The sequence below is a fragment of the Leisingera sp. ABM4_101 genome, from assembly GCF_056158725.1.
Window position 1 is genome coordinate 1198970 of sequence record NZ_JBSWTV010000002.1, and the last position, 19588, is coordinate 1218557.

At 63.4% G+C, this 19588-nt stretch carries 21 protein-coding genes; 16 read left to right on the forward strand and 5 right to left on the reverse strand.

Going from position 1 to position 19588, the window contains the following annotated elements; all coding sequences use genetic code 11:
* Nucleotides 1-221: 221 nt before the first annotated feature.
* Together ACXAEK_RS06760 and ACXAEK_RS06765 are read left to right on the forward strand one after the other, a co-directional pair.
* A complete protein-coding gene (locus ACXAEK_RS06760) occupies nucleotides 222-2129 on the forward strand; it encodes an elongation factor G (RefSeq protein WP_475040704.1) in 1908 nt (635 codons plus the stop codon).
* Nucleotides 2130-2236: 107 nt separating this feature from the next.
* A complete protein-coding gene (locus tag ACXAEK_RS06765; RefSeq protein ID WP_475040706.1) occupies nucleotides 2237-2764 on the forward strand; it encodes a prolyl-tRNA synthetase associated domain-containing protein in 528 nt (175 codons plus the stop codon).
* On the opposite strand, the gene ACXAEK_RS06770 is transcribed toward ACXAEK_RS06765, so the two are convergent.
* Together ACXAEK_RS06770 and ACXAEK_RS06775 are read right to left on the reverse strand one after the other, a co-directional pair.
* On the reverse strand, nucleotides 2761-3513 hold the full coding sequence (locus ACXAEK_RS06770) for an aspartate/glutamate racemase family protein (RefSeq protein ID WP_475040708.1): 753 nt from the start codon (nucleotides 3511-3513) through the stop codon (nucleotides 2761-2763). The two genes, ACXAEK_RS06765 and ACXAEK_RS06770, sit on opposite strands and share 4 nt — an antisense overlap.
* A gap of 127 nt (nucleotides 3514-3640) precedes the next feature.
* Nucleotides 3641-4222: an FMN-dependent NADH-azoreductase gene (locus tag ACXAEK_RS06775; protein WP_475040709.1), complete on the reverse strand. Its 582-nt coding sequence runs from the start codon at nucleotides 4220-4222 to the stop codon at nucleotides 3641-3643.
* A 124-nt stretch (nucleotides 4223-4346) separates the two neighbouring features.
* Between ACXAEK_RS06775 and ACXAEK_RS06780 the strand changes: the two genes are divergently transcribed.
* From ACXAEK_RS06780 to ACXAEK_RS06790, 3 genes are all read left to right on the forward strand, one after another.
* Entirely contained in the window at nucleotides 4347-5225 is an 879-nt protein-coding gene (locus ACXAEK_RS06780; RefSeq protein WP_475040710.1) for a LysR family transcriptional regulator, read from the forward strand.
* The gene (locus ACXAEK_RS06785) at nucleotides 5213-6118 is read left to right on the forward strand and encodes a DMT family transporter (protein WP_475040712.1); all 906 of its coding nucleotides are present in this window, start codon (nucleotides 5213-5215) and stop codon (nucleotides 6116-6118) included. Before ACXAEK_RS06780 ends, ACXAEK_RS06785 begins: the two co-directional genes overlap by 13 nt.
* A gap of 111 nt (nucleotides 6119-6229) precedes the next feature.
* A complete protein-coding gene (locus ACXAEK_RS06790) occupies nucleotides 6230-6640 on the forward strand; it encodes a universal stress protein (RefSeq protein ID WP_475040713.1) in 411 nt (136 codons plus the stop codon).
* A gap of 10 nt (nucleotides 6641-6650) precedes the next feature.
* Here the strand turns inward: ACXAEK_RS06790 and ACXAEK_RS06795 are convergent, their stop codons facing one another.
* Nucleotides 6651-6995 (reverse strand): ArsR/SmtB family transcription factor, encoded by a 345-nt coding sequence (locus ACXAEK_RS06795; protein ID WP_271907605.1) that lies wholly within the window; start codon nucleotides 6993-6995, stop codon nucleotides 6651-6653.
* 90 nt (nucleotides 6996-7085) lie between these two features.
* Between ACXAEK_RS06795 and ACXAEK_RS06800 the strand changes: the two genes are divergently transcribed.
* The 7 genes from ACXAEK_RS06800 (at nucleotide 7086) to ACXAEK_RS06830 (ending at nucleotide 11638) form a co-directional block, all read left to right on the forward strand.
* Nucleotides 7086-7982, forward strand: a complete 897-nt coding sequence (locus ACXAEK_RS06800; protein ID WP_475040715.1) for a DMT family transporter — start codon at nucleotides 7086-7088, stop codon at nucleotides 7980-7982.
* 195 nt (nucleotides 7983-8177) lie between these two features.
* A complete protein-coding gene (locus tag ACXAEK_RS06805) occupies nucleotides 8178-8522 on the forward strand; it encodes an AtpZ/AtpI family protein (protein ID WP_175392902.1) in 345 nt (114 codons plus the stop codon).
* A 40-nt stretch (nucleotides 8523-8562) separates the two neighbouring features.
* Nucleotides 8563-9363 carry a F0F1 ATP synthase subunit A gene (locus tag ACXAEK_RS06810; protein ID WP_039132155.1) on the forward strand — a complete coding sequence of 267 codons (801 nt, stop codon included), beginning with the start codon at nucleotides 8563-8565 and terminating at the stop codon, nucleotides 9361-9363.
* Nucleotides 9364-9450: 87 nt separating this feature from the next.
* Complete coding sequence (locus ACXAEK_RS06815; protein WP_008553903.1) at nucleotides 9451-9687, forward strand: F0F1 ATP synthase subunit C; 237 nt, start codon at nucleotides 9451-9453, stop codon at nucleotides 9685-9687.
* 83 nt (nucleotides 9688-9770) lie between these two features.
* On the forward strand, nucleotides 9771-10298 hold the full coding sequence (locus tag ACXAEK_RS06820) for a F0F1 ATP synthase subunit B' (RefSeq protein WP_475040717.1): 528 nt from the start codon (nucleotides 9771-9773) through the stop codon (nucleotides 10296-10298).
* Nucleotides 10299-10302: 4 nt separating this feature from the next.
* Complete coding sequence (locus ACXAEK_RS06825; protein ID WP_475040719.1) at nucleotides 10303-10860, forward strand: F0F1 ATP synthase subunit B; 558 nt, start codon at nucleotides 10303-10305, stop codon at nucleotides 10858-10860.
* A 220-nt stretch (nucleotides 10861-11080) separates the two neighbouring features.
* Nucleotides 11081-11638 carry a hypothetical protein gene (locus ACXAEK_RS06830; protein WP_475040721.1) on the forward strand — a complete coding sequence of 186 codons (558 nt, stop codon included), beginning with the start codon at nucleotides 11081-11083 and terminating at the stop codon, nucleotides 11636-11638.
* Nucleotides 11639-11677: 39 nt separating this feature from the next.
* Here the strand turns inward: ACXAEK_RS06830 and ACXAEK_RS06835 are convergent, their stop codons facing one another.
* A complete protein-coding gene (locus ACXAEK_RS06835) occupies nucleotides 11678-12448 on the reverse strand; it encodes a FadR/GntR family transcriptional regulator (RefSeq protein WP_475040723.1) in 771 nt (256 codons plus the stop codon).
* A gap of 166 nt (nucleotides 12449-12614) precedes the next feature.
* On the opposite strand from ACXAEK_RS06835, the gene ACXAEK_RS06840 reads away from it, so the two are divergent.
* The 4 genes from ACXAEK_RS06840 (at nucleotide 12615) to ACXAEK_RS06855 (ending at nucleotide 18386) form a co-directional block, all read left to right on the forward strand.
* On the forward strand, nucleotides 12615-13823 hold the full coding sequence (locus tag ACXAEK_RS06840; RefSeq protein ID WP_475040724.1) for an aminotransferase-like domain-containing protein: 1209 nt from the start codon (nucleotides 12615-12617) through the stop codon (nucleotides 13821-13823).
* Between the two features lie 165 nt (nucleotides 13824-13988).
* Nucleotides 13989-17444 (forward strand): chromosome segregation SMC family protein, encoded by a 3456-nt coding sequence (locus ACXAEK_RS06845; protein WP_475040726.1) that lies wholly within the window; start codon nucleotides 13989-13991, stop codon nucleotides 17442-17444.
* Between the two features lie 59 nt (nucleotides 17445-17503).
* Nucleotides 17504-17971 carry a YbjN domain-containing protein gene (locus ACXAEK_RS06850; protein WP_475040728.1) on the forward strand — a complete coding sequence of 156 codons (468 nt, stop codon included), beginning with the start codon at nucleotides 17504-17506 and terminating at the stop codon, nucleotides 17969-17971.
* A gap of 70 nt (nucleotides 17972-18041) precedes the next feature.
* Entirely contained in the window at nucleotides 18042-18386 is a 345-nt protein-coding gene (locus ACXAEK_RS06855; RefSeq protein WP_475040730.1) for a hypothetical protein, read from the forward strand.
* A gap of 10 nt (nucleotides 18387-18396) precedes the next feature.
* On the opposite strand, the gene ACXAEK_RS06860 is transcribed toward ACXAEK_RS06855, so the two are convergent.
* Nucleotides 18397-19566, reverse strand: coding sequence for a lytic murein transglycosylase (locus ACXAEK_RS06860; RefSeq protein ID WP_475040731.1), 1170 nt, complete (start codon nucleotides 19564-19566; stop codon nucleotides 18397-18399).
* Nucleotides 19567-19588: the final 22 nt, after the last annotated feature.

Sequence of the window (19588 nt, forward strand, 5' to 3'; positions counted from 1 at the left end):
GTCAAAACTCTGCGCGGGGTGCTGCCGCTACGCCCTCTGCGCGCTTGACTCGGGGGCGGGTGGTTGGCCAACATCACACGGTGGCCCAACGCCGATCACTCACCGGACGGGCCGGCTCCTATGAGCCGCGAGGCAGATCTTCAGCACAGGCAGTTCACGCGAACCTCAGTGTCCGCGATCCTCACCGGGCAGCCGCAACAGCTAAGGGAGGATCTGAGAACATGCGCGTTTTCACTATTCTGGGACCGTCGCAGTCCGGCAAATCAACGCTGGCCTCGGCGCTGGCCAATCTGGACAGTGCCGCGGGCAAGAGGCAGGAGGTTGCAGGCGTCGCCGCTTTGCAGCCTTTTTCATTTATGGGGGAGGACTGGGCCGCGATCGATATCGCGGGCGGCGCCGACAACCTGGCGCAGGCGGGGCCGGCGCTGGCGGCCAGCGATGCTGCGGTTCTGTGCGTGCCGGCGGATGCCGGGGCTGCGGTGCTGAGCGCGCCGTATTTGCGCAAGCTGGAAGAGGCGGGGGTTCCCGCCTTTATTTTTGTCAACCGCATGGACCAGGCAACGGACCGGGTGGCGGAGATCGTTGCAGCGCTTCAGGCCTATTGCAGCCACAACATCATCCTGCGGCAGGTGCCGATCCGCGAGAGGGGGCAGGTTGTGGGTGCTGTGGATCTGATTTCCGAACGCGCCTGGCAGTATCAGGAGGGCAAGCCCTCGGCGCTGATCGAGCTGCCGGTGGCGATGTATGCGCGCGAGCAGGAGGCCCGCACCGAGCTGCTGGAGGCGCTGGCGGATTTCGACGACACGCTGCTGGAGGAGCTGATCGAGGATCAGCAGGTGATGGCCGAGGAAGCCTATGAGGTCGCGACCAAGGTGTTGCAGCACAACGATCTGATCCCGGCGCTGATGGGCTCGGCGGAGCATAAAAACGGGATCATGCGCCTGATGAAGTCGCTGCGCCACGAGGCACCGGATGTGGGTGCGGCGCTGGAACGGCTGTCGCAGGACGGCAGCGTGATGGCGGTGGGCTGCATGGCGGATCTGGTCAAGCATCTGGGCAAGACGGTGATGGTGCGTGCGTTGGATGGCAAGGTTGGCAATGGGCTGCCGGTTGGCGGTGCTGCACTGGGGGCGCTGACCGGAGTCGGATCGGCCGCCAACACCAGCCTGACGCCCGGCGACATGGGGCAGGCGGTGAAATCCGATCATCTGAACCTGGGCTTTGCCTATGGGCCGGATGGTGCGGCGCCGCTGCCGGAGTGGGCGCAGCCGCGGCCCTCGACCTTCCGGCGGGTGATCACACCGGTGAATGAGCGCGACGATGCCCGCCTGTCCGCGGCGCTGGAACGGCTGGCGGAGATCGACCCGGCGCTGGTGCTGGGCCAGGATGAGGCCAGCGGCCATGTGCTGTTGAACCTGCAGGGGCCGCTGCATATGCGCCGGATCAAGCAGGCGCTGAAGGACGAGTTCGGCGTCGAGGTGGAGGAAGGGGCGGTGCCGCCGGCGCTGCGCGAGACCATCAAGAAAGCGGTGCAGGTGCATCACCGCCACCGCAAGCAGTCGGGCGGCGCGGGCCAGTTTGCGGATGTGGTGATCGAGGTGAAACCCTTGCCGCGCGGCAGCGGGTTTGTGTTCGAGGAAACCGTGAAGGGCGGCGCGGTGCCCAAGAACTATATCCCCTCGGTCGAGGCGGGCGCGCGCGAGGCGCTGGCGCAGGGGCTGAACGGCCATCCGGTGGTGGATGTCTGCGTGACGCTGAAGGATGGCAAGCATCATTCGGTGGACAGTTCCGACTATGCCTTCCGCACTGCCGGCAAGAACTCGGTCAGGGAGGCGATGTCGGAGGCCGGCGCGGTGCTGCTGCAGCCCATCATGCGGGTGCATATCCACGTGCCGTCGGTGTTCACCGGCGGGCTGGTGCCGGTGGTGAGCGGCATGAAGGGGCAGATCCTGGGCTTTGAGGCCGAAGACGGCGTTGCCGGCTGGGATGTGTTCGAGACGCTGCTGCCGATGTCGGCGCAGGATGATCTGTGCAGCACATTGGCCAGCGCCACCCGCGGCACCGGCTGGTTCAGCACCGATTTCGACCACTACGAGGAGGCCCGGCGGGCGGATTTCGCCGAGGCGTAGGACCGAACTGGCGCAAAACGGGGCGCAGGGGGCGGAACACCTCTTGCGTCCCGTGGCCGTTTTTTGTGATCTGCGCTGCAAACCGGAACGGCTTGCGGAGTAAGATCATGGATGCGTCATCGGCCTATCAGGACAGCCTGCCTGTCTCCTCGGATGCGCTGCTGAAGCAGCTGGACGATTGGGGCATTGCCTATCAGCTGCATACCCATGTGCCGCTGCGCACGGTGGAGGACGCCAAGGGTGTCGAGGAGCAGTTCATGGTGCCGGGCGAAAACGCGCTGCGGCTGAAGAACCTGTATCTGCGCGACAAGAAGAAGCGGAATTACCTGGTGACGCTGCAGCAGGACCGCGAGATCGACCTGAAGGCGCTGGGCGCTGAGCTGGGGATTGGCAACCTGTCGTTTGGCTCGGCTGACCGGCTGCTGGAGAACCTTGGCATCCGCCCTGGCGCGGTCAGCCCGCTGGCGATGATCACCGGGGCGGAGAAAGGCGTCACCTTTTATATGGACGCGCAGGCGCAGGAGGCCGAGGTGATCTATATGCACCCGCTGGTCAATGACCGCACAGTGGCGATGAAGCGCGATGATGTGATGGCGTTCTTTGAGAAGGCCGGCGTTGAGGTGCGCTGGGTCTAACCCGCCTTTTCCTCTGCCAGCGCGAGGTCCAGCGCCGCGGCGACATGGGCGGCGGAGGGGTTCACGAACAGGAAGCCGCCGGCCTCGAAACTGACGTCGTCGATGTGACCGGGGAAGGCCAGCGGCAGTTCAGTGCAGGCCAGCAGGATGGCGGTGCCGGGCTGGGCGTGTCTCGCGCAGAACCGCAGCAGGCGGTCCTGCGCGCCGCTGGCTGCGCCGCCGTAGAAATCCTCGTCGATCATCGCCTGCATTTCGGCGATCTCCGCCTGCGGCAGGGTATCGTTGGCGCTGATCCCGTGTTCAGCCAGCACATTGGCATAGTTGCGGGCCTGCATGGTGACAGCGGTGCCCAGCACCAATGCGCGGGCGGCGCCGGTTGCGGCGGTGGCCTCTGCGGTGGCGTCGAAGATGCTGAGGACCGGCATCATCACGCCCTCGCGGATCGCGTGCAAGCGGGCGTGCGGGGTGTTGGAGGCGATCAGGGCAAAGTCGCAGCCGGCGCGTTCCAGTGTCAGCATCGCCTCGCGGAAGACAGCATCAAAAGCGGCCCAGCTGGCCTCATCCCCGGGCCGGCCGCGCAAGGACCGGGTTTGCGCCTGCACCACGGATTCGATGGTGACCGGCGGCACCGGCAGCGGTGAACTGGCACCGCGGTCTGCAAAGAACCGCCCGGCGCCTTCGCAGATGGCGCGGTAGTAATCGAGGGTGGAGGCCCAGCCGACGCCGCCGAGAATGCCGATCTTCTTCATGGGAATGCCTGTGGTTTGAAATGCAGATGCGGGCAGAGTGGCACAGGCCCTGCCGCGCTGCCAAACGTTAAAATGCCGCCAGCCGGGGTGCGGCTGGCGGCAGATGCGCTGGGCAGTGCAGGGGGGGTCAGGCCGCCAGCGCTTCGATCTGGGTTTTGGCCTTGGCGAGGGCGCCCTCGGCGTCGATGGACAGGGCGTCGGCGGCCACGACCTCAACATCGGTGATGCCGATGAAGCCAAGCACATGGCGCAGGTAGGTGGTGGCAAAGTCGATGTCGGAGCCGGCCTGGGTGCCGCCGGAGGCCGCGGCGATAATGGCGCGCTTGCCTTCCAGGAGGCCGATGGGGCCGGTTTCTTCATACCGGAAGGTGACGCCGACGCGGGCCACCAGGTCAATCCAGGCCTTCAGAGTGGAGGGCACCGAGAAGTTGTAGATCGGCGCGCCGATCACGATGGTATCGGCCTGTTTCAGCTCCTCCACCAGCGCATCGGAGAGGGCGAGCAGCTGTTTGTCTGCCTCGCTGCGCTGATCGGCCGGGGTGAAGTTGGCGCCGATCCAGGCGCCGTCCAGCAGCGGCAGCGGCGCGGCCAGGTCGCGGCGGATCACGGTGTCCGCGCCCAGGCGGCTGACGATCTGTGCGGAAAGGTCCCGGGTCACCGAGCCTTCGGTGCGGGCGGAGGAGTCGAGATGCAGAACGGTGCGGGTCATTTTGGTATTCCTGTGCTTGTTGCTGACAGAGATTTGGGTTATTGCATTTGCGAACGCAACGCCGCAAAAGTAACACCGAGTGTGCGCATGTGCGCATGTCGCGCGGATTGGCAAGGAGGCAGCCATGGACAATTGGGATGAGGTGCGCACCGCCTATCAGGTGGCCCGGATGGGCACGGTCAGCGGCGCAGCCGAGGTGCTGGGCGTCCACCATGCAACGGTGATCCGCCATATCGACGCAATCGAGGCGCGGCTGGGGGTGAAGCTGTTCCAGCGCCACGCCCGCGGCTACACCCCGACGGAGGCCGGCCAGGACCTGCTGCGGGTGGCGCAGGCGACCGATGATCAGTTCAGCCAGCTGGTCGGGCGGCTGAAAGGGCACGGCGATGATGTGTCGGGCGAGCTGGTGGTGACTTCGCTGGCGTCTTTTGCGCCGATGCTGGTGCCGGCGCTGAAAGAGTTCCAGGACATGCACCCGGGGCTGATCATCCGCTATCTGACCGGTGACCGGCTGTTCCGGCTGGAATACGGCGAGGCGCATGTGGCGATCCGTGCCGGCAACGCGCCGGACCAGCCCGACAATGTGGTGCAGCCGTTTATGAAGCAGCAGGTGGGGCTTTATGCCTCTAAATCATATGCCGAGAAATACGGCGTGCTGCAGGGGGTGGAGGACATGCCCAACCACCGCTTTATCGGCAATGACGATGAAAACAGCCGCGCGCCGTTTTCGCGCTGGCTGCGGGCCAATGCGCCGGCTGAGGCGATTTCCTTCCGCTGCTCCAACGGGTTCACCATGCAGAATGCGGTGCGCAGCGGCGCGGGCATCGGCTTTATGGCGGCCTGGGAGGCGCGGCAGCAGCCGGACATGGTCGAGATGATGGCGCCGCAGGAGGAATGGGAAGGCACCTTGTGGCTGGTGACCCATGTGGACCTGCACCGCACCACCAAGGTGCAGGCGTTTTTGAAGTTCCTCAAGGAGCAGGCCAAGGAATGGCAGCTGTGAACGAGGCGCTGCGCGGCCATCTGGCGATGCTGCTGTTTTCGGCGCTGGTGGCGGGGTCGTTCTCGCTGGGGGTGATGGTGGCCAATGAGATCGCACCGGCAGCGCTGAATGCGGCGCGGTTCGGCATTGCGGCGGTGGTAATTGGTGTTGCCGCTGCAGCCACTACCGGAATGCGGCGGGTGCATTTCCAGGCGCCCTGGCGGTTTGCGGTGCTGGGCGGGCTGTTTGGCGGCTATTTTGTGCTGATGTTCTACGGGCTGCAGACCGCGGCGCCGGTCAGCGCGGCGGCGGTGTTCACGCTGGTGCCGGTGATGAGCGCGGGGTTCGGCTGGCTGCTGCTGCGGCAGGTGACCACCCGCTGGATGGCGCTGGCGCTGTCGATCGGGGCTGCGGGCGCGGTCTGGGTGATCATGCGCGGCGACCTGCAGGCGCTGGCGGCGTTTCAGATCGGCCAGGGGGAGATCATCTATTTCTGGGGCTGCCTGCTGCACGCGATCTACACGCCGATGGTGCGCAAGCTGAACCGGGGTGAGCCTGCTGTGGTGTTTACCTTCGGGATGCTGCTGGCGGGCGGCGCGCTGCTGGCGGCGTTCGGCTGGCAGGACATTCTGGCGACCAGCTGGATGCAGCTGCCGGGCATAGTCTGGATCGGGTTGGTCTATCTGGCGGTCTTTGCCAGCTCTGCAACTTTCGTGCTGCTGCAATACGCCACTCTGCGGCTGCCCTCGGCCAAGGTGATGGCCTATACCTATCTGACGCCCAGCTGGGTGATCCTGTGGGAGATCGCGCTGGGCCGCGGCGCGCCGCCGGGCGTGGTGCTGGTCGGGGTGGCGATGTCGGTTGTTGCCCTGGCGATGCTGCTGGAAGGCGACGCCAAGCCGGTGCGCGCCTGAACGCTGCCCTCCTGAGTTCTGCCTGCCGGGCACGCTTGCGGCAGGTCAATGCAAGCCCCTTGTTTTCCTGTATACTGGTCCTGAGGGACGCGTCAGGAGAAGGAGGGAAAGATGTTCAAGCATATCATGGTGCCCGTTGACCTGCACATGCCCCCGGCGGTCAAGAAGGCCCTGAACGTAGCTGCGGATTTCGCCGCCAACCACGGCTCACGCGTGACGCTGGTTCATGTGACGGATGAGCAGATTGAAGGCACGCACACCCTGGGGCCGTCCGGTGATCAGCTGGCCGCACTGGCCGGCAAGATGGCCGAAAGCAGCGGTGCAAGGGTTGAGGGGCTGCCGGTTCATTCGGTGGATGTCGGATCAGAGATGGACTCCATCCTGGCCCGGACGGCGAAGGAGCTGGAGGTGGACCTGATCGTGATTGCAACACATATGCCCGGCATTCTGGACTATGTGTTCTCGTCCCACGCCAGCCATCTGGTGCTGCATTCCGAAATTTCGGTGTTTGTCGTCCGCTAGGTTTCGGCCCCTAGGTTTCGGAGGGGGCATCCTCTGACAGGTGCTCTGCCTCCAGGAAGCGCTCGAAGGCGTCCAGGTTCACCGGTTCAAACTGGCCGAAGCCCTGCATCCAGACGGAGGCGGCCCGCATGGCGTCGGGCTGCAGCTTGCACCATTTGACCCGGCCGCGCTTTTCCTGCGCGATGAGGCCGGCGCGGGTGAGGATGGTCAGGTGCTTGGAAATTGCTGCCAGCGACATCTCGAAGGGTTCCGCCACGTCGGTTACGGCCATGTCGTCCTCCAGCAGCATGGTCAGGATCGCCCGGCGGGTCGGATCGGCCAGGGCTGCAAAGACGGTGTCGAGGGTGTCGCTCATGCCTGATACTCCTAAAGGGCAGGAAGCGGGTCGACAATCCTGCAAAACCTGCGATGGATCGGTGCAAGGCATTTCAAAGGGGCAGTTGGCATGGCGTTGCGCTATTGGGCGGTGATTTTCATTCTCGGCATCGGCTGGGGCATGTCGTTCATGTTCAACGCCATTCTGCTGCGCGAACTGGGGCCGCTGTCGGTTTCGATGGGGCGTGTGGGCTTTGGCGCGCTGGGCTGCTGGATCTATGTTCTGGCGGCGCGCAAGAAGGTGCCCGCTGGCGCCGGGCGCTGGCTGGCGCTGTTCGGTTTTGGCGCGCTCAGCTATGCCGGCCCTTTTGCCTTTTATGCGCTGGGCCAGCAGCACATCGCTAGCGGCGTGGCAGGGATCGTCAATGCGACCACGCCTGCGCTGGCGGTGGTGGTGTCGCATTTCTGGCCCGGAGGAGAGCGGGCGACGGTGCTGAAATCGCTGGGGGTGATCTGCGGGTTCCTCGGGATCGTGCTGCTGTCGCTGCCGATCCTGGAGGGCGGGCAGTCCTCGGAAGCCTGGGCGGTGCTAATCACCCTGGGCGCGCCGCTGTGCTATGCCTTCTCTGTCAATATCGCGCGCAGCTTCCGCGACATGGAGCCGGTGGTGCTGGTGGCGATCGCGCTGACCGGGTCGACCGCCGCAATCGCGCCGCTTGCGCTGTGGAGCGAGGGGGTGCCGGTGATCACTCGAATGGAAACCTGGGCGTCGCTGCTGGTGATCGGCTTTGTGCTGACCTCGGCGGCCTTCATTGCGTTCTATTGGGTGCTGCCCAAGGTGGGGCCGACCAACATCACCATGCCGACGCTGATCGCGCCGGTGTCGGCGCTGTTTCTGGGCACTTACATTCTGGGCGAGACGCTGCTGGCGGAGCACCTTTGGGGCATGGCGGCGATCCTCTTGGGGCTGCTGCTGATCGACGGGCGGATTGTGCGCTGGCGGCTGCCGAAACCGCCCATCCGGTAAAATCAACCTTTTGGTTGAATATGGATTCCGGGATGGTTTGGCGCTAACAGCGGCTGCGGCAGAGCGGCGCGGCCTATGGTGAATGGCAAAATATCGCGCATAAACAATGGGATGGGCATATTTTAAATCTTCAATCCTTGTAATTGACTCCTTCGCCCCGTGGCCTTAGCACCCTCACTAGAAATTCGCGTGAGGATGGCGCCCGTGACCGATGACGACCAAAAGCAGCGCATGGCGCAGCTGGAGGAGAAATTGGCGGCGGCGCGTAAGGCCCAGGAGCCCAAGCCGCGCGCGGATGAGCATTATTCCCTGGCCAACCAGGCCTGGCGGATGGTGATCGAATTGGTGGCCGGTCTTGGGATCGGCTTTGGCATCGGATACGGGCTGGACCATCTGTTTGGAACCCTGCCCATCTTCATGGTGCTGTTCATAATGCTGGGCCTGGCGGCTGGGGTGAAGACGATGCTTCGCACCGCGCAGGAGATCCAGAAAGAGAAACTGGCCGAAGAGGCCGACAAAAATGCGCAAGACCGGGATTGATCCGACGGGATCGGCGACCGGCGACAGGAGAAGCGGACCGATGGGCAAAATTTTCTTTTTCGCAGCTCTGGCACTGGTGGTTGTGTCGGGTCTGATTTTCGCTCCGGCGGAAGCAAAGCTGGCGATCCACCCGATGGATCAGTTCCAGGTGAGCGCGCTGTTCGGCGACCACATCTCCTGGTACACCCCGACCAACGTGACCCTGTGGATGGCGCTGGCCGTTGCCGCCGTGTTCGCGCTGCTGGTTCTGGGCTCCTCGCGCCGCGCCATCGTGCCGGGCCGCGCCCAGTCGGTTGCGGAACTGGCCTATGGCTTCATCTACAAGATGGTTGAGGACGTGGCCGGCAAGGACGGCGTCAAGTTCTTCCCCTATATCATGACCCTGTTCATGTTCATCGTGATGGCCAACTTCCTGGGCCTGATCCCCGGCTCCTTCACCACCACCTCGCACATCGCAGTCACTGCGGTTCTGGCGGCGCTGGTGTTCGTGACCGTGACCGTGGTCGGCTTTGTCAAGAACGGTGTTGGCTTCCTGGGCCTGTTCTGGGTGTCGAGCGCGCCGCTGGCGCTCCGCCCGATCCTGGCCATCATCGAACTGATTTCCTACTTCGTGCGCCCCGTCAGCCACTCCATCCGTCTTGCCGGTAACGTGATGGCGGGCCACGCGGTTCTGAAAGTGTTCGCAGGCTTTGCCGCAGCACTGGGCATGTTCAGCTTCCTGCCGATCTTTGCCATCACCGCGGTTTACGCACTCGAAGTTCTGGTGGCCTTTATCCAGGCCTACGTCTTCACCATCCTGACCTGCGTGTACCTGAAGGATGCACTGCACCCGAGCCACTAAGGCCAGGATCTGAAAGCTTACCGGGCAGCGCCCCTTAGGGGCTGCCCAAACTAGAAATCACCACATTCCATCGTAAGGAGAGAAATCATGGAAGGCGATATCGCACAACTCGGTCAGTTCGTCGGCGCAGGTCTGGCAGCAATCGGTTCCGGCGCAGCCGCAATCGGTGTGGGCCACGTGGCTGGCAACTTCCTGGCAGGCGCTCTGCGCAACCCGTCGGCAGCTGCCGGCCAGACCGCAACCCTGTTCATCGGCATCGCGTTTGCAGAAGCACTGGGCATCTTCTCGTTCCTGGTCGCTCTGCTGCTGATGTTCGCCGTCTAAGACCTTAGGAACCTATTTCCTTACGGCCGGGCAGTGCAGATCCTGCGCTGCCCGGTGTAACGGCAAGTTCCTGGGAGGACGACATGGCATCAAATACGCAAGAGGCAGCACACGGCGGCGGTTCCGCAATGCCGCAGCTGGACTTCTCGACCTTCGGGAACCAGATCTTCTGGCTCGTGGTCGCCCTGGTCGTGATCTACCTCATCCTGTCGCGCGTCGCGCTGCCCCGCATTGCGGCGGTGCTGGCCGAGCGTCAGGGGACCATCACCAACGACCTCGCCGCGGCTGAAGACCTGAAAGCCAAGGCTGTCGAGGCCGAAAACGCATATAACAAAGCTCTGGCGGATGCCCGTGCCGAGGCTCAGCGCATCGCTGCTGAGACCCGCGCAGAAATCCAGGCCGGGCTGGACGAGGCAATTGCCAAAGCGGACGAACAGATCGCTGCCAAGGCGGCCGAGTCTGAAAAGGCTATCGCCGAAATCAAGGCCGGCGCGCTGGAAAGCGTGAAGGCTGTTGCCACCGATACCGCTGCTGAGCTGGTGACCGCACTGGGCGGTTCCGCAGACGCAGACGCAATTGCCGCGGCAGTTGCCGAGCGGACGAAAGGATAAGGACATGCGCAATATTCTCGCTCTTGCCCTGACCTTTGGCGCAGCATCGCCTGCGCTGGCGGCCGGCGGCGGCATGGACCTGTCCAACACCAACCTGGTTGTTGCGCTGGCGTTCATCCTGTTCATCGGCATTCTGCTGTTTGCCAAGGTGCCGTCGCTGCTGGCTGGCCAGCTCGACAACCGCGCCGAAGGCATCCAGAAGGAACTGGACGAAGCCCGTGCCCTGCGTGAAGAGGCCCAGACCGTTCTGGCGTCCTACGAGCGCAAGCAGCAGGAAGTTCAGGCCCAGGCCGACCAGATCGTGGCGGCTGCCCGTGACGAGGCTGCCCGTGCAGCTGAGCAGGCCAAAGCGGATCTGGAAACCTCCATCGCCCGCCGTCTGGCGGCTGCTCAGGAGCAGATCGCTTCGGCAGAAGCTTCGGCTGTGAAGGAAGTGCGCGACCAGGCGATCTCCATCGCTGTTGCCGCTGCGGACCAGGTGATCTCCAAGCAGATGACCGCCGCCGAGGCCAACAAGCTGATCGACGCCGCCATCGCGGATGTGGACGCCAAGCTGCACTAATCGCTGGCTGATACAGGCAAGTTAAAAGAACCCGGTCCGAGTGGCCGGGTTTTTTGTTTGGGGAAGCTGTTTTGAGCAAGTTTCTGTCAGCGCAGCCCTGCGGGTACAAACCTATCCGCGCCAACTTGCTTGCAACGGAATTTAGTGGATTACTGGCGCGGGTAAATTCAAACCCAGAACGTTGCTAAGCGAAGCAATTTTCAACACGGATCTCTTTGAGATGAAACATTTCCGAACTTGGGCAGTGCGGATATTGGGGGCTTATCTGCTAGTTTTGCTAGCAACATTTTTGTTTGCCTTTGGATCTATGAAGTTCAACAGCTTGGCGATTTGGGAACGTAAACTAAACCCATCGACTTTCGTGTTTTGGCAAGGTGGCAAATACTATTCAAATCCTCCGCTGTTTTCGCAAACGATGTCCGATACACAGGGGCAACTGGCTGCACGGGAGCCGCAGAGTTTTGAAGATGTAGATATTTGGGTGCTGCTTCTGGATGACTTCGCAGAGATTAAGAACGTTGAAGTAGCTTTGCAGTTGGGGGTCGAGACGGACAAAATCGCGAGAAACCTTCCAAGTCACACGACAGAGCTTTCAGGAGTCAATCTAAGCATGCGGCTGCACCTTGTTCCATTTTACGTTACGCGCAAAAGAGTACTCATCATGAATGCGGAGTATTTGAGGGAGAACTACAAAGTTCAGTGTCTGGACGAGATGGTTTACGGCGCAATGATCGGGCAGCGAGATCAAGCGCTGTGGGACAGGTGCGAGGTTAGTTAATCTTCGTCGGAATGAATGAGGTAATCGTTACCCGCGGTTTCACCCCTTCCCGGTCTCATGCTCCAGCCGCTGCTTTGCAACTTCGGCGTTGCGCTCGGCGCGCTGGTGGTCGGTGAGGGCCTGTTTCACATAGTCCAGGTGCCTCTCGACGGCGGAACGGGCCGCTTGCGGGTCACGGGCCTGCAGGGCGGTGTTGATGGCCCGGTGCTGCTCCAGGATCGCCTCATAGGTGGTGTGCTGCTGAAACATGATGCGGCGGTTGTAGAAAACACCCTGCTGCAGCAGGTCGAACATCGACCGCATCATATGCAGCATGATGACATTGTGGCTGGCGTCCATGATGGCGGAGTGGAACTGGGCGTCGAGCCTGGCGGCCTCCTCGGACACGGCGGGATTGCCGGCTGCTTCCATCTTGTCAAAAATCGCCTGGATCACCTGCAGGTCATAGTCGGAGCCGAACCGGGCGGCGCGTTCTGCCGCCAGACCCTCCATGTCGCGGCGGAAGCTGAGGTAGTCGAACACGGCCTCGTCATGGGTGGCGAACAACTGGATCAGGGCAGGGGAGAAGGCGGAGCCGAGGACATCGGCCACAAACACGCCGGAGCCGGCCTTGGAGGCCAGCAGGCCGCGTGCCTGCAATTCGCTGATGGCGTCGCGCAAGGAAGGGCGGGAGACGCCGAGCCGTTCGGCCAGCTCCCGTTCGGCGGGCAGCCGTTCGCCGGGAGACAGGACACCGCGCAGGATCAGCTGCTCGATCTGTTTGACGACGGAGGCGGAGAGTTTCTCGGGCTGGACTTTCTGGAAGGGCATCTGATCGCTCTGGCGGATTGGTCAATTTATATGACCACGCGCGGGCGGCGGCTGCAAGGGCAGGCAGTATCACGAAGGCTGTAACAATAGGTCAGCATTGTTGACTTTAATTTGAGCCTGCCTACCGTGACCCTAGATCACAAGCGAGAACAGCCAGGAGAGAGGCATGCAGTTGGACCAGATCTTTGCCACCCGCAACAGCCGCATGAAGGCGTCGGAAATCCGCGAGCTGCTGAAACTGCTGGACCAGCCGGATATCATCTCCTTTGCGGGCGGCATCCCGGACCCGGCGCTGTTCCCGGCGGATGAATTTGCCGAGGCTTTCACAGCTGCGTTGAAACCAGAACGGCAGGCGCAGGCGCTGCAGTATTCGGTGAGCGAGGGCTACCTGCCGCTGCGGCAGTGGATCGTGGCGGAGATGGCGAAGATCGGCATCATCTGCGAGGCCGAAAACGTGCTGATCACCTCCGGCTCGCAGCAGGCGCTGGATTACCTGGGCAAGCTGTTCCTGTCGCCGGGTGATACTGCCTTGATCGGCTGGCCGACGTATCTGGGGGCGCTGGCGGCCTTTAACGCTTATGAGCCGCGCTATGACCGTCTGTCGCTGAAGGGAAACCGCACCGCGGAAAGCTATGCCGAAGGCGCGGCAAAGGCGGGCAGTGCGGTGAAATTCGCCTATCTGTCGCCGGATTTTGCCAACCCCACCGGCGAGACGCTGGACCACGCCGGGCGGCTGCGGCTGCTGGACATCGCGGACAGCCTGGATTGTGCCATCATCGAAGACGCGGCCTATCAGTCGCTGCGCTATGACGGGGAACCGGTGCCGCCGGTGCTGGCGCTGGAGATGGAGCAGAAGGGCTCAATCGAGGACTGCCGCACGGTCTATTGCGGATCGTTCAGCAAAACCTTGTCACCGGGGCTGCGGATCGGCTGGGCAGTGGCGGCCAAGCCAGTGATTGCGCAGATGGTGCTGCTGAAACAGGCGGCGGACCTGCATACGTCGACCATCAACCAGATGGCGGTGCACACGGTGGCCGAGGCTTGTTTCGACGAACATGTGGAGCAACTGCACGCGGTCTACCAGCGCCGCCGGGACGTGATGCTGATGGCCTTGGAAGAGCACATGCCGGAGGGCGTGGAATGGACCCGGCCTGAGGGCGGTATGTTTGTCTGGATAACTCTGCCGGACGGCATGGACGGGGCGCAGCTGCTGGCCCGCTCGCTGGAAACCGAGCGGGTGGCCTTTGTCCCTGGTCAGGCGTTTTTCGCCGACGGCAGCGGCCAGAACACGATCCGGTTGAGCTTTTCCAATTCCAACCATACGGCCATCGAGGAAGGGATTGCCCGGCTGGGGCGGCTGTTGCGGCAGGTTTGAGGCCTGTCAGGCCGCTGCTTGGCAAAACATCGCTGCTTGGCTTGGGTTATCCACAAGATATGGTGTGAATTGAACGGAATTCGCCCCGATTTGGGGGTGCGGAGCGTTGACTCAACGGGTAGGAACCGCTGAACTTTCTCGATACGGAATCACGAAGGGGCAGCTTTGCGGTTTTCCAAGCTCAGGCTGAACGGCTTCAAAAGCTTTGTTGATCCTACCGAACTGGTCATTGCCGATGGGCTGACAGGGGTTGTGGGTCCAAACGGTTGCGGCAAATCCAATCTTTTGGAGGCATTGCGCTGGGTGATGGGGGAAACCCGCGCCAAGGCGATGCGCGGCGGCGGCATGGAGGACGTGATCTTTGCCGGCACTTCCTCAAGGCCCGCGCGCAACTTTGCGGAGGTGAGCCTGAACATCGACAACTCGGAGCGGCTGGCGCCCTCAGGCTTCAACGATGCGGACGGTCTGGAGATCGTGCGCCGCATCACCCGCGATGTGGGCAGCGCCTATAAGTCCAACGGCAAGGACGTGCGGGCGCGGGATGTGCAGATGCTGTTTGCCGATGCCTCGACCGGTGCGCATTCGCCGGCGCTGGTGCGGCAGGGGCAGATCGCCGAGCTGATCAATGCCAAGCCGAAGGCGCGGCGGCGCATTTTGGAAGAGGCGGCTGGTATTTCGGGGCTTTATCAGCGCCGCCACGAGGCGGAGCTGAAGCTGAAGAACACCGAGGCCAACCTGCTGCGGGTCGATGACGTGATCGAGCAGCTGGCGGCACAGCTGGCGCAGCTGGCCAAGCAGGCCCGGCAGGCGCAGCGCTACCGCGAGATCGGCGAGAAGCTGCGGCTGGCTGAGGGCATGCTGCTGTACCGCCGCTGGCGCGAAGCGGATGAGTTGCGGCTGGCCTCAGAGGATGAGCTGCGGGTGCGGGTTGAGCAAGCTGCCAAGGCGGAAGCGCTGGTGCGTGCCGCCGCTGCGCAGCGCGGCACGTTTGAGGAAAAACTGCCGCCCCTGCGCGAAGAGGAGGCCATTGCCGCCGCCATCCTGCAACGGCTGGTGGTGCAGCGCGACTCGCTGGGTGATCAAGAGGCGCAGGCGCGTCAGACCATCGAGCGGCTCAGCAGCCGGATTGTGCAGCTGGGCAACGACATTGAGCGTGAGGCGGGCCTGAACAAGGACGCCGGTGAAACCATTGAGCGGCTGGAGTGGGAACAGCGGGAGCTGTCCAAGGCCGGCGACGGGCATGACGGCAAGCTGGTGGAGGCCGCGGAACTGGCGCGCGATGCGGGCTCGATCCTGCAGGCGCGCGAGGATCATCTGGCGCAGGTGACTGAGGATGTGGCCCGCCTGGCGGCGCGGCACCAGTCGGCGCGGCGGGCGGTTGAGGATGGCCAGCGGGCGTTGGCCCGGTCCGAGGGCGAAGCGGAGAAAGCCCGCGGCGCCCAAGCCGAGGCGCAGGAGGCGCTGGAACTGGCGGCGGAGAAGTTCGAGGCGGCAGTCACGGCTGAGGAGGAGGCGCGTGAAGCCTCCGAGATAGCCGAAGAGGCGCTGGCAGCAGCGGATGAGGCGCGCACCGAGACCCAGGCCCGCGAGGCAGAGGCGCGCTCGCAGCGCTCGGAAGCTGAGGGTGAGCTGGGCGCGCTGCGCGCTGAAGTCACGGCGCTGGCCAAGCTGGTGGAGCGTGATACCGCCGAGGGCGGTCAGGTTCTGGATGAGCTGACTGTCTCGCCGGGGTACGAGAAGGCGCTTGGTGCGGCGCTGGCCGATGACCTGCGCGCGCCCCTGGCGGACAAGGACGGGCCGACCGGCTGGGTGGCCTTGTCCCGCTATGACCGCGATGCGCCCTTGCCGGACGGTGTGGAGCCGCTGGCGCTGTTTGTCTCTGGCCCTGATGCCCTGTCGCGCCGGGTGGCGCAGATCGGGCTGGTGGATGGCGATGCGGCAGCGGGCCTGCAGGCGCAGTTGCAGCCGGGCCAGCGGCTGGTGACGGTTGAAGGCGACCTGTGGCGCTGGGACGGCTACCGCGCCTGGGCCGAAGACGCGCCCAGTGCCGCGGCTCTGCGGCTGGAACAGCTGAACAAGCTGGAAGCGCTGAAGCAGGAAATGGAGCGCGTCAGTGCCAAGGCGGATGGCGCCCGCGCCGCGCATGAAATGCTGCTGCGCAAGCTGGAAGAGGTGACGCTGGCCGACCAGAACGCGCGGCAGGCGCGCCGTGTGGCGGATCAGCGAGTGGCCGATGCGGCCCGTGCGCTGAGCCGGGCGGAGGCCGACCGCAATCTGGCAGAGGCCAAGCTGGAGACCCTGGGCATTGCGGTTAAGCGGCATGAGGAAGACGCGCTGAACGCCAGCCTGCAGCTGAAAGAGGCCGAGAAGGCGCTGGGGGATTTGGGCGATCTGGACCAGGCGCGCACCGCGGTTGAGGACATCAAACAGGCGGTGGAGGCGGCGCGGATCACCATGCTGACCCACCGCTCCAGCCATGACGAGTTGCGCCGCGAGGGAGAGGCCCGCACCAAGCGCGCGCAGGAGGTGACCAAGGAGCTGTCCGGCTGGCGCCACCGCCTGGAAAGCGCCGAGGCGCGGATTGAGGAACTGGCCGAACGCCGCGAGGCCTCGCAGGAGGAGCTGGAAGAGGCGGGCGCGGTTCCGGCGGAGATTGCCGAAAAGCGGGAAGAGCTGAACGAGGCGATCTCGGAAGCCGAAGCGCGCAAATCTGCCGCCACCGAAGCCCTGATCGCGGCAGAGGCAGAGCTGCGCGAGGCGGTCCACAAGGAGCGCGAATGCGAGCGGCTGGCGTCGGAAGCGCGCGAGGCGCGGGCGCGGTCCGAGGCGCGCAGCGATGCGGCCAAGGAAGCCGTGACCCAGGCCGCAGGCCGCATCATCGAGGCGCAGCAGATCACCCCGCAGGCGCTGCTGGAGAAGCTGGGCGTGTCACCGGATGAAATGCCGGCCTCGGATGATCTGGAGCACGATGTGGACCGCTACAAGCGTCAGCGCGACGCCTTGGGTGCTGTCAACTTGCGGGCTGAGGAAGACGCCCGCGGGGTGCAGAACGAGCATGACACGCTGGTTGCCGAAAAGCTGGACCTGGAAGGCGCGGTGAAGACCCTGCGCGACGGGATTTCCAGCCTCAACCGCGAGGGGCGGGAGCGGCTGCTGACCGCGTTTGAGCAGGTGAACAACAGCTTTGCGATGCTGTTCACTCATCTGTTCGGCGGCGGCGAGGCCAATCTGGTGATGGTCGAAAGCGACGACCCGCTGGACGCAGGGCTTGAGATCATGTGCCAGCCGCCGGGCAAGAAGCTGTCGACCCTGTCGCTGCTGTCCGGCGGCGAGCAGACGCTGACCGCGATGGCGCTGATCTTTGCGGTGTTCCTGTCGAACCCGGCGCCGATCTGTGTGCTGGACGAGGTCGATGCGCCGCTGGATGATGCCAATGTGACCCGCTTTTGCGACCTCTTGGACGAGATGTGCCGCCAGACCGACACCCGCTTTTTGATCATCACTCACCACGCGGTGACGATGGCGCGGATGGACCGGCTGTTCGGGGTCACCATGCAGGAAAAGGGCGTCAGCCAGCTGGTTTCGGTTGACCTCAAGAAGGCAGAGGCGATGGTGGCCTGAAGCCGGGGCCACGGGGGATGGCACCAGGTATTGCTGAAATTAATTTGGTGGAGAAAGAAATGAACATGCTGAAGGTAATTGCCGCATCCGCGGTTTTGATGATGCCGGTGGCCGCTGCCGCGCAGAACGTGGTGGCCAAGACCGGCGAGAGCGTCGCGAATTTTTTCAAGGACGAAGGTGCCAAGGTCGAAGTGACCACCGACAGCGTTGGTGATCCGAACCTGAAGGTCGAATATTACGGCAACGACTTTTCGGTCTATTATTACGGCTGCGACAACAATGCGGACTGCGATGCAGTCCAATTCTTCTCTGGCTATCAGACCGATGGCAGTGTGCGGCTGGCAAAAATCAACGAATGGAACAACGAGAACCGCTTTGTACGCGGGTACATTTCCGAAGAAGGCTCTGCACGTATCGAAATGGATGTGTTCCTGGGCGACAAGGGCATGAGCCCGGATGACTTTGCTCAGGCGGTTGGCATTTGGAACCGGGCGATGCAGGATTTTGAGACCTTCATCGACTGGTAAGCGCGGCCGTCACTGGATCGTGACTCCGGTATAGATTGCAAACCGTTAGAGTGGGGGCATGAAATGGATCATGCCCCTTTTGTTTTGCGCGCTGGCCCCGGCTGCCTCGGCTGAGGGCTGGGCGCTGCGCACTGGCGATATGCCGTTCGCCCGCGAAGAGCTGGACGGTCTGCCTGGCCGGTCTTTTCAGTTCTTTGACGGAGGCGAGTCGCTTTATGGCAGGGATGGTGTCTATTCCTACACCTACTCCCCGGAAAATGGCGGCGGCACCGCCTGGGGCACTTACCGGATCAATGGCGATGGCAGTATCTGCGTGGATTTTGCCAATGGGGCGTCCCGCTGCGACCTCTATGTCCGAAATGGCAGCAGGGTGATCCTGATTACTGAAAAGGGCGACCGTTTCCCGGTTCGTTAGGGTCAGGACCCTAAAGTCTCTGCAGCAGCGCTGGTGTCGGCCAGGCATCCGCCGGCAGGCCGAGGCGTTCTTGCTCCTTCTGCACGGCGACACGGGTGCGGGCGCCGAGAATGCCGTCGATGTTGCCCACATTATGGCCGCGGGCCTGCAGTTTCTGCTGCAGCTGCTTCATCTGTGCGCCGCTGAGCCCATTGTCCGGTTTGCCGGCATTATAGACCTCTGCGCCTTCCAGCCGGTTGGCGAAATAGGCAGCGGTCAGAACATAGGTAAAGCTTTGGTTCCACTCGAAATAAACATCGAAATTCGGATAGGCGAGGAAGGCCGGCCCCTTGTGCCCCTGCGGCAGCAGCAGCGAGGCGCGCATGGTGTTTTCAGGCAGTTTGCCGTCGCGGGCCGCGACGCCCATTTCGCGCCATTGCGCCACAGATTTCTTGCGGGCTGTTCCGGTGAGCGACAGGTCGAGCCCTTCCGGAATGGTGACTTCCTGCAGCCAGGGTTCGCCCGGCTGCCAGCCCAGATGGGACAGCATGCGCGCGCCGGACATCAGCGCGTCGGGTGCTGAGGATTTCAGGCTGACCTTGCCGTCGCCATCGGCGTCCACCCCATGCTGCAGGATGTCTCCGGGCAGCATCTGCACCATGCCGATTTCACCTGCCCAGGCACCGGTGGTGCGCTTGGGGTCGAAATCGCCCTGTTTGAACAGCTCCAGCGCCGAGAAAACCTGCGGCCGGAACAGCTCCGGGCGGCGGCAGTCATGCGCCAGCGTCACCAGCGCGTCGCGGGTGTTGAAGTTGCCCTGATAGCCGCCGTAGTCGGTTTCAAAGGCCCAGAATGCCAGCAGCACACCGCGGTCGATGCCGTAGGTGCGCTCAATCCGCTTAAAGGTGGCATCGTGCTTTTGCGCCATCTGGCGCCCGCGCTTGAGGCGGTTCTGCGAGATGAGGCGCTGGGAAAACTCAATGAAGGGCTTCTGAAAGACCCCCTGCGCGCGGTCTGCCTTGAGTACGCTTTGATCCTGGCGGGTGCCGTCAAAGAAAGCATTGACCGTAGCGGTGTCATAGCCGGCTTGCACGGCTTCGTCTTTCATCAGCTTGACGAAATTCTGAAAACCGCCGCCGCACTGGGCTGATGCTGCTGCGGGCAGCAGGGCCGCCGCGAGGACAAAGGGCAATAGGCGCATGGTTCTGGCGCTCCTTGGTCTT